This is a genomic window from Stenotrophomonas sp. STEN020, from assembly GCF_056760195.1.
On the sequence record NZ_JBRREI010000093.1, the window covers coordinates 1 to 9,530 of the forward strand.

The window sequence follows — 9,530 nt, forward strand, 5'->3', positions numbered from 1 at the left end:
CCGCCGCCCGCGGGTGGCCCCACCCCCCCCCCCACCCCCCCCCCCCCGCCCCGGGCGGGGGGGGGCGGGGGGGGGGGCCCCCCCCCGCCCGCGTATGCACAGCGTGCAAGTCTGGCGGACCGTGTTGGCGTGTTGGAAACGCAGGTCAACAACAGTCAGGCCAATACCGACATGCTCAATCAGCTGCAGCAGCTTCGCACTGAAATGCAGGCGTTGCAGGGCACGATCGAGCAGCTTCAGCACGAAAACGAACAGCTGAAACAGCGCAATCGCGATCAGTATCTGGACCTGGACGGTCGCCTCAATCGCCTTGAAGGCGGTGCTGGCGCTCCGGCAGCTCCTGCCACTGGCGCGGTGACGCCCGCCGCTGCGGCCACCAAGCCGACAGCGGCTACTGCCGAACGCCCGCCGACGGTACGTGGCGACGCCGGTACGCTGGCTTCGGCCGGTGACGAGCGCGCTGCCTACAATGTCGCGTTCGATGCGTTGAAGGCTGGTAACTATGCCGACTCGGCGCAGTTGTTCCAGAGCTTCCTTGAGTTGTACCCGAATGCTGCTTACACCCCCAATGCCTTGTATTGGCTGGGTGAGAGCTTTTACGCAACGCGTAATTTCAAGATGGCTGAGGCACAGTTCAGCGATCTGGTTGCCCGCTATCCCACCCACGACAAGGCCGCCGGCGGTTTGCTGAAGCTTGGCCTGTCGCAGTTTGGTGAAGGCAACAACGCCCAGGCACAACAAACCCTGGAACAGGTAATTTCCCGTTTTCCCGGCAGTGATGCGGCCCGTACCGCCCAGGACCGACTGCAGTCGATCCGGCTCGGCCAGCAACTGCGTTGATGTGGTGCCGCACCGATGGTGCGGCTGATGACTATGAACTCTCCCAGCGCCGCTGTTCCCAGCGAGATCGTGCAGTCGCCGTTGCCGCGGCTGAAGATCACCGAAATTTTCCTGTCCCTGCAAGGCGAGGCCGATAGCGTCGGCTGGCCGACCGTGTTCGTGCGCCTGACCGGCTGCCCGCTGCGTTGCCAGTACTGCGATACCGCCTACGCTTTCCACGGCGGCGATTGGTGGGACATCGACGATATCGTCGCCGAAGTGTTGAAGCAGGGCGTGCGCCACGTCTGTGTAACCGGTGGTGAGCCGCTGGCGCAGAAGCGCTGCCTGATCCTGCTGCACAAGCTGTGCGAGGCCGGTCTGGACGTGTCGCTGGAGACCTCCGGCGCACTGGATATCGCCGAAGTTGATCCTCGCGTATCACGCGTTGTCGACCTGAAGACGCCGGATTCGGCGGAAATGGCGCGCAACCGGCTGGAGAACATTCCGCTGCTCACCGCCCGTGACCAGCTCAAGTTCGTGATCTGCAGCCGTGGCGACTACGAGTGGGCCAAGGCCATGCTCAGCGAGTACCGCCTGCCGGAGCGCTGCATGGTGTTGTTCTCACCGAGCAAGGCGCAGGTCAGTCCGCGCGAGCTCGCCGACTGGATCGTTGCCGATCGCCTGCCGGTGCGCTTCCAGATGCAGTTGCACAAGTTGTTGTGGGACGACGCCCCGGGCTATTGAGCCGGCGTCGTACCCGTCAATTGTTTACCCCGGCGCGGGACAGCGTGCTGGCTTTCCTCCCCCAACCGGATCAACACCATGAAGAAGAAAGCAGTTGTGCTTCTTTCCGGCGGCATGGACTCAGCCGCCGTCGTCGCCATCGCCCAGGAACAGGGCTTCGAAGTACACGCCATGAGCGTGCGCTATGGCCAGCGCCACACCTCCGAGCTGGAGGCTGCCGCACGCGTGGCCGCAGCACTGGGCGTGGCCGGGCACAAAGTAGTCGCAGTCGACCTGCGTAGCATCGGCGGCTCGGCGCTGACCGACGACATCAACGTGCCCGAGGCTGGTGCCGGTGACACTATTCCCGTCACCTATGTGCCAGCCCGCAACACCATCATGCTGTCACTGGCGCTGGGCTGGGCCGAAGTGCTGGGTGCCAATGACATCTTCTGCGGCGTCAATGCAGTCGATTACTCCGGCTACCCGGATTGCCGCCCGGAATTCATCGCCGCCTTCCAGACGCTGGCCAACCTGGCCACCAAGGCCGGCGTGGAAGGCGCGGGCATCCGTGTGCACGCACCGCTGCAGTACCTGAGCAAGGCACAGATCGCATTGGAAGGGCAGCGCCTGGGCGTGGACTTCGGTTTGACTGTGTCCTGTTACCAGGCCGATATGGACGGCAAGGCTTGCGGTCACTGCGATGCCTGCCAGTTGCGCGCCGATGGCTTCACCGCTGCGGGCATGGCTGACCCGACCCATTACGTGTGATTTTGTTTTTGCGTTTATTGCGTTAGAATACGCGCCCCGGCTACGGCCGGGTCTTTGTTTGGGCCGTTAGCTCAGTCGGTAGAGCAGAAGACTTTTAATCTTTTGGTCGAAGGTTCGAATCCTTCACGGCCCACCAGCATTGCCAAGGCTTCGGAGCGATCCGGAGCCTTTTTTGTTGCCTCACGAAGCATCAATCTCAGCGCAAGGTGCCTGAACTGGCACGTCGCGCGTAGCCCGGGTAAGTAGCGGCGCACAGCCGCACGACCTCACCTTGATCCTTTCTCCCGGCTGCGCTGCACCTCCCGGGGGGGGGGGCGTGATGGCATGGCCGCGGCTCTCGCCGCAGCCATTGGCGTGCTACTTCAGCAGGGTCTGCTGGACATCGACGACGCGCACATCGTGCATCTGTTCGAGATAGGCATCCAGATAGGCTTTGTGCGAGGCGCCAACCATCACCAAAGTGCGCATTCCCGGGCTTGGTCCCATCAGGTCGCGGATGTTGGCGGCCATGCGCAGGTTGCGGGTTTCCCAGGCGGTGACATACATGCGCCCGTAGCCTTGCGGGGAGGGTTCTTCCAGCGCTGCACCGTAGTCGCTTTCGAAGGCCGCCGGGGCGACGTCCGGGCCGTTGTCGCGCCGATACATCGCCAGCGCGTTCTCGGGTGTGTCGAGTTGGGATTCCAGACTGCTGTACAACGCTGCACGTTGCTTGCTGGCAGGGTTGTCCCACGCTTTGCGGATGGCCTTCACGTAGGCCTTGGGGTCCGGGCCATAGCGGTCGGCACTGTGGTCATCCATTGGCCAGAGCCGTTGATGGCCCAGCCGCACCGCCAGCTGTGCAGCAATCAGCGTGTTTTCATTGCGACTGCCGCGCAGTGCTTCCAGCGCCTCCAGCAACTCCTGGTTCAAGCTGCCTTCCGCACGCCGCTCTGGTGCAGGCAGGTGCAGCCACTGGACAAGAGCGGAATCGTGCTCTCCGGCGGCCAGGAACGTGGCTGCCAGTTCGCGACGCTGGGTGGCTGTCGGTTGCGCCGGCCAGTTCGCCAGCATTGCCTCAGCGGCCGCTGTCGCCGCGGCCACGTCCAGGCCGGTCGCCTTTGCAGCCGCTGACAGGTCGGGGCAGTAATCGTTCACTGTCAACGCGTAACGGGCAGGGTAGCGGCGCAACATGTCGCACTGCTGTCCCGAGACTGTCTCGACGGCGATTGCCTGCGGTTGCCACGCCGCAAGGCGGTCGATCAGCGGCGTGAGCGTCGATGGATCAAAGGTTTTTGGCAGACTTGCCAGATGCGCCGTGCCGAGTACTGCGACTTCGTTCTGGGCTCCATGTCGAGGCCCCTTGTGGGTGCCCGGGACAAAGGGCTGTGCCTGCCCGGCTTCTGCCTGGGTCCCTGCCGCAAACAGCGCGCAGATCAATACGCCTCGTCCCCACATGCCCTGCATCACACCCTGCTGCATAGAACCTACCGATTGAGCGCTGGATAGGCGCGAAGTGACGCAGATTCCGTCTCTGCCGGGGCTTTGTCAACGCTCAGTCAGGTTTGCGGAGTCTGGCGTGCGGCTTCGTTGTCACCGCAATGGATCACCGCCGAAAGGCAGGCGAAGATCCCGGCAGCACGTGTGGCTTGTGACCGTGTTCGCCGTTCGCGGGCGATATGGAGGACGTGCGAGGTGCCCGGCGCGCAGCACGAAGGAACAGTGCAAGCCACTGTGGTTGGAAGTCGCTGGGTCTGGTCCTAATATGCAGGGTGGATCGTTGGTTGCCCTGATGGGCGTCCATGCACTGGGGACAGGGTTGAGCAAGCAGATCACGCAATTACTGCACCGATGGCAACAAGGCGACATGGATGCGCGCGAGCATCTGTTCGAGGCCTTGTACTCGGATTTGATGCTGATTGCCCGCAATCGCTTGTCGCAGCAGACCAGCGGCACCTTGCAACCTGCCGCGCTGGTCAACGAATCGTTGATGCGCCTGCTAGGTACCGACGCGGACTACAAGGACCGCGCCCACTTCATCGCTATCGCCGCGCTGAAGATGCGCTCGGTGCTGGTCGATCATCTGCGCGCGCGCGGGGCAGACAAGCGCGGTGGCAATGCCGAGCAGTTGACGCTATCCCACGCGGACCAGGTGCCGGACGATGCGGCTGTCGGTTACGACGTGCTGGCCCTGCACCAGGCATTGAATCAACTGGCCGAACTTGAACCGCGCGCGGCGAGCACCATTGAATTGACCTACTTCGGCGGTATGAGCCGCGATGAGATCGCGCTGGTGCTGGATGTGTCCGCGCCCACGGTTGACCGCGACCTGCGCTTTGCGCGGGCCTGGTTGAACCGGCAGCTGCGCTGAGCTGCGATGACGGGGATGCGGTAATGGGGCGCGAGCGTTGGCGACAGGTTCGTGAACTGTTTGACGCCATCTGCGAGCTGCCGCGCGAGCAATGGCAGCAAGCACTCGCGGCGAGCAGCGACGATCCAGTTGTCCGCGATGAAGTGCTGCAGCTGCTGCGCTCGCAGACCGTAGGTCTCAGCCGGGTCAGCAATCGTCTGGACACTGCATTGGCACGCGCGTTGGCGCCGGAACTGGGGGTGGGTGAGCGGCTCGGTCCATGGCGGTTGACCGAGCGCATCGCACATGGTGGCATGGGCACGGTGTTCAAGGCTGAGCGAGCCGATGGTCTCTACCAGCGTACGGTTGCCATCAAGCTGTTGCATGGCATGCCGGGCGCCACCGAGGTAGAGCTGCTTGGCGCCGAGCGGCAGGTACTTGCCGGCCTGCAGCTGCCCAATGTTGCGCGTCTTTACGATGGCGGCACTACGCCGGATGGGCATCCCTACCTGGTGATGGAGTACATCGACGGTGTGCCGCTGGATTGTTGGTGTACCGAGCAGGCCTTGGGCCTGCAGCAACGGCTCACGCTGTTCCTGGAAATCTGCAGCATCGTGCAGTCGGCACACGAACAGCTGGTGCTGCATTGCGACCTCAAACCTCCCAACGTGCTGGTGCAGGCCAATGGCCAGCCGGTGCTGTTGGACTTTGGTCTGGCGCGACTGCTCAACGAGGCGCGTGACAAACGCGACTCCGGGTACTGCACCCCGGGCTACGCCAGCCCGGAGTTGATCGCTGGGCATACCGTTGGTGCGGCCAGCGATGTCTACAGTCTTGGCGTGATGTTGCTGGAGTTGCTGTCCACGCAACCGTCGCTGCGCGAGACGCAGAACACCGGCGAGGCATTGATCGCGCCCAGTGCCAATACACCGGCTGATCTGCCCTGGCGGCGGCGCCTGCGAGGCGATCTGGATGCCATCGTCGCACGTGCCTGCGCCAGCGACATCTCCCTGCGCTATCGCTCGGTTGAAGCCTTGATGGCTGACCTGCGCCGCTATCAGGAGATGCAGCCGGTACTTGCGCGCAACGGTGGCCGCCTATACCACTTCGGAAAAGCGCTGCGTCGGAACTGGCAGGGCACCGCCATCGGTGTCGGTGTGAGTGCGCTGCTTGCGGTGTTCGTGTTCGGTTTGTGGGAGACCCGGCGGCAGGCGCAGGAAGAGGCGGTTGTGGCGCAACAGATCAGCAACTTCATGGTTGGCATGTTCGAAACCGCGGATCCATTCCTGCGCACCGAACGCGGCGCCGAGGAGTTGAGCTCGCGGCAACTGCTGGACAAGGCTACGTTGCAGGTGGCGCGTGATCTGGCTGATGCCCCGGCGCAGTTGGCACGGATGCGCGCAGTACTCGGCGTTGCCTATCAGAACGCAGGTGCTTCGCATCAGGCCGACACTCTGTTGCAGCAAGCCTACGGCGATTTCATGGATCCCCGCGTGGCGCGGCCGCTGGACGCTGCGAATGTACTGTCGGATCTGTCCGTGCAGAAGACTCTCGATGGCGATGGCGAGCGTGGTCTGCAGTTGGCGACGCAGGGCCTGGATCTGATTGGAAGCAAGGCGCCAGCGTTGGTGCAGGCGCGTCTGTACAGCGCCAAGGGGCTGGCCTTGGTGAATCAGCAGCATTTTGATCTGGGCGAGGCGGCCTTCAACAGTGCGACGTCGCTGTATCTGGATGTGAAGGATGTCGACGTCAGCACCGAGATCAGTGAGCTGTCGTACAACAAAGGGCTGATGTACCTGCGCTGGGGGCGGCAGTCATCGGCAGAGCATGAGTTCCGGCGGATGCTGGACAATCTGCATGGTCGCCGCACCAGCCTGGCGTTGGCTGCCGAAACCCGCCTGGCGCAGATACTCCGCGAACAGGGCAGGTACGAACAGGCGTTGCCACTACTGCAAACTGGTATGCAGTATGCGCTGGAGCTGTACGGCGCGGAGAGCAGCTTTGTCCGTATGCAATACGACGGTCTGGCAGACCTGTATCGGGATTCCGGTGATTACGCGGCTGCCGAGCTGCATTACCAGAAGCGCAATGCCTTGAGCGCACGCTTGGATGGGCAGGACTCGGTCGAGTACTCGATGGGCCTGTTCAACTACGGTTCGTTGAAAGTGCTGCGCGGCGAGCTGGCGGCGGGCGAAGCGTTGTATCGGCAGTCATGGTTGATCCGCAAGCAGAAACTGGGGGAGGACTCGCCTACCAGCCTGCGTGCCGAAAGTGAGTTGGCGCGGCTGCTGATGCGCGATGGGCGGATGGGCGAGGCTGGGGTGATGCTGGAGCACGCTGACAAGGGCTTGAGCCAGAGTCTGCCGGCCGATGCGCCCGGCCGCGTTCAGGCCCATTTGAACTGGATTGACTGGCATGTGCGTAGCGGGAAGCTGGCACAGGCGCGACAAATGCTCGATCGAATGGACTCACCAGTTGCGGAGGAACTGCAGCTGCGGATGCTGGGTATCCGCGCCGATCTGGCGGCGCGGCTGGGCGAGGGCGAGCAAGCGTTGGCTTTGCGCAGGGCTGCAGTGGAGTTTGCGGGCAGCAAGCAGGGCAAAGACAGCGCTGCTGTTGTCGAGACGAGTCTGGCGCTGGCCGAATCCCTGCTGCAGTTGGGGCATGCGCGTCTGGCCAAGGTAGAGCTGCAGCGCGTGCTGTTGCTGATAGGGCGCCAGCAGGTTGCCGGTTCGCCGGACCGACGCAAGTTGGACGGGCTGCTGCTGCTGGCCGAGCAGAATCTAGGCGGGCGTTAGCCGCAGCTACAAGGGCAGGGCGGCTTGGGGGGTTGCTGGTCAGCCCTGCTCGCGCACGATCTCGACCAGCCGCTGGCCATAACGGGCCAGCTTGCTGCCGCCAATGCCGCCCACCTTGCCGAGTGCATCGACGCTGGTCGGGCGTTGCTCGGCTATGTTGCGCAGGGTGCTGTCGTGGAAGATCACGAATGCCGGCACGTTCTGTTCGCGCGCCAGTTCCGCGCGCAGGCCGCGCAGCGCCTGGAACAGCGACAGATCGCCAGCTTGCACCGGCAAGCCGGTGCGCGGGCCGCCGCGCTCGCGCTCGCGGGTTGGGGCAGCGTCGCGACGCATCATCATCTGCCGGCGGCCAGTGAGTACATCGCGGCTGGCATCGGTCAGGCGCAGGCCGCCGTGGCTTTCCGGGTCCACTTCCAGCAGGCTGGCGGCGACCAGCTGGCGGAACACGCCGCGCCAGGCACGCGCATCCAGATCATTGCCGATGGCGTAGGTGCTGAGTTTTTCGTGGCCGAGCTGGCGGATGCGTTCGTTGTCGCTACCGCGCAGGATGTCGATCAAATGACCGACACCGAAGCGCTGGCCGCTGCGGTACACGCAGCTCAGCGCCTTCTGCGCCGGAATGGTTGCATCCCAGGCCGCGGGCGGGGTGAGGCAGTTGTCGCAGTTGCCGCAGGGCTTGGGATAGGTTTCGCCGAAGCCGGCCAGCAGCACTTGCCGGCGGCACTGCATGGATTCGCAGTATCCGAGCAGATGGTCGAGCTTGGCACGCTCCAGCTGCTTGCGTTCCTCGCCGGCCTCGGACTGCTCGATCATCTGCTTGAGCAGCACCACGTCGCCCAGCCCGTAGCACAGCCAGGCTTCGGCAGCCTCGCCATCGCGACCGGCGCGGCCGGTTTCCTGGTAGTAGCCTTCCATCGATTTGGGCAGGTCGGTATGCGCGACGAAGCGCACGTCGGGCTTGTCGATGCCCATGCCGAAGGCAATCGTCGCGCACATCACGATGCCGTCTTCGCGCAGGAAACGGCGCTGGTTGGCGGCGCGCACTTCGGCGGGCATGCCTGCGTGGTAGGGCAGGGCCTGCATGCCTTCGCCGCACAGGAACTGCGCGGTCTCCTCGACCTTGCGCCGTGACATGCAATAGACGATGCCGGCCTCGTCGCGGTGGTTGCGCAGGAAGCCAAGCAGCTGGCGCTTGGCATTGTCCTTCTGCACGACGGTGTAGCGGATATTGGGGCGGTCGAACGAACTGACGAAATGCTGGGCGGTGGACAGGTCCAGGCGCTCGGCGATCTCGCGCTGGGTAGGCGGATCGGCAGTGGCGGTCAGGGCGATCCGCGGCACCTGCGGCCAGCGCTCGTGCAGGACCGTCAGCTGGCGGTATTCGGGGCGGAAATCATGGCCCCATTGCGATACGCAATGGGCCTCATCGATGGCGAACAGCGAGATGTGCGCGCGACCGAGCAGCGAGAGGAAGCGACCGGTCAGCAGGCGCTCGGGGGCGACGTAGAGCAGTTTCAGCTCGCCGGCCAGCAGCTCGCGTTCGACCCGCGCGGCGGTTTCGGCATCCAGCGTGGAGTTGAGGAACTCGGCGCGGACACCGACCTGGTGCAGCGCCTCCACCTGGTCCTGCATCAAGGCGATCAGCGGCGAGATGACGATGCCGCAGCCCTCGCGCAGCAGCGCCGGGATCTGGTAGCACAGGGATTTGCCGCCACCGGTGGGCATCAATACCAAGGCATCGTTGCCGCTGGCGACGTGTTCGACGATGGCCTGCTGATCGCCGCGGAAACTGTCGTAACCGAAAACGCTGGAGAGCAGTTGTTGCGCGGGACTCTGGGGCATTGCGCTAGTTTACCCGCTGGCGGCCCACGCCGAATGACCGATACAGCGCGTCAGGCAGTCAGCGACCTGCCTGTAGTGCCGAGCCATGCTCGGCAGGGGCCTTACCGATAAAGCCCCCGTAGTGCCGAGCCACGCTCGGCTGAGGCCTTACCGACAAAGCCCCCCTAGTGGGGCGGGGGGGGGGGGGCGGGGGGGCGGCCGGGATCACCCCGCCCCGGCCCCCCCGCCCACCACGGGGCGGGAGCGCGAGA

General features: G+C 64.3%; 7 protein-coding genes and 1 tRNA gene. 6 read left to right on the forward strand and 2 right to left on the reverse strand.

The genetic code is table 11. The features are described 5' to 3' along the window. Positions 1 to 111 precede the first annotated feature (111 nt). From ybgF to ACVOLZ_RS21630, 4 genes are all read left to right on the forward strand, one after another. Entirely contained in the window at positions 112 to 840 is a 729-nt protein-coding gene (gene ybgF / locus ACVOLZ_RS21615) for a tol-pal system protein YbgF (protein ID WP_481517929.1), read from the forward strand. Positions 841 to 867: 27 nt separating this feature from the next. Beyond that, on the forward strand, positions 868 to 1,563 hold the full coding sequence (queE, locus tag ACVOLZ_RS21620) for a 7-carboxy-7-deazaguanine synthase QueE (protein ID WP_481517923.1): 696 nt from the start codon (positions 868 to 870) through the stop codon (positions 1,561 to 1,563). A 78-nt stretch (positions 1,564 to 1,641) separates the two neighbouring features. After that, on the forward strand, positions 1,642 to 2,313 hold the full coding sequence (gene queC, locus ACVOLZ_RS21625) for a 7-cyano-7-deazaguanine synthase QueC (protein ID WP_481517924.1): 672 nt from the start codon (positions 1,642 to 1,644) through the stop codon (positions 2,311 to 2,313). A 60-nt stretch (positions 2,314 to 2,373) separates the two neighbouring features. Then, positions 2,374 to 2,449 (forward strand) — tRNA-Lys (locus ACVOLZ_RS21630). A 221-nt stretch (positions 2,450 to 2,670) separates the two neighbouring features. Here the strand turns inward: ACVOLZ_RS21630 and ACVOLZ_RS21635 are convergent. After that, positions 2,671 to 3,771 carry a DUF5694 domain-containing protein gene (locus ACVOLZ_RS21635; RefSeq protein WP_481517925.1) on the reverse strand — a complete coding sequence of 367 codons (1,101 nt, stop codon included), beginning with the start codon at positions 3,769 to 3,771 and terminating at the stop codon, positions 2,671 to 2,673. Positions 3,772 to 4,108: 337 nt separating this feature from the next. Here ACVOLZ_RS21635 and ACVOLZ_RS21640 point away from each other — a divergent pair, with 337 nt between their 5' ends. Beyond that, positions 4,109 to 4,660, forward strand: a complete 552-nt coding sequence (locus tag ACVOLZ_RS21640; RefSeq protein ID WP_481517926.1) for an ECF-type sigma factor — start codon at positions 4,109 to 4,111, stop codon at positions 4,658 to 4,660. A gap of 23 nt (positions 4,661 to 4,683) precedes the next feature. Beyond that, complete coding sequence (locus ACVOLZ_RS21645; protein ID WP_481517927.1) at positions 4,684 to 7,437, forward strand: protein kinase domain-containing protein; 2,754 nt, start codon at positions 4,684 to 4,686, stop codon at positions 7,435 to 7,437. A 39-nt stretch (positions 7,438 to 7,476) separates the two neighbouring features. On the opposite strand, the gene recQ is transcribed toward ACVOLZ_RS21645, so the two are convergent. Then, positions 7,477 to 9,279, reverse strand: coding sequence for a DNA helicase RecQ (gene recQ / locus ACVOLZ_RS21650; protein ID WP_481517928.1), 1,803 nt, complete (start codon positions 9,277 to 9,279; stop codon positions 7,477 to 7,479). Between the last annotated feature and the right edge of the window lie 251 nt (positions 9,280 to 9,530).

Excerpts from the sequence above, each read along its gene's own strand:
- recQ (WP_481517928.1), bottom strand. The coding sequence starts at position 9,279 with ATGCCCCAGAGTCCCGCGCAACAACTGCTCTCCAGCGTTTTCGGTTAC.
- queE (WP_481517923.1), top strand. The coding sequence starts at position 868 with ATGACTATGAACTCTCCCAGCGCCGCTGTTCCCAGCGAGATCGTGCAG.
- ACVOLZ_RS21645 (WP_481517927.1), top strand. The coding sequence starts at position 4,684 with ATGGGGCGCGAGCGTTGGCGACAGGTTCGTGAACTGTTTGACGCCATC.
- queC (WP_481517924.1), top strand. The coding sequence starts at position 1,642 with ATGAAGAAGAAAGCAGTTGTGCTTCTTTCCGGCGGCATGGACTCAGCC.
- ACVOLZ_RS21635 (WP_481517925.1), bottom strand. The coding sequence starts at position 3,771 with ATGCAGCAGGGTGTGATGCAGGGCATGTGGGGACGAGGCGTATTGATC.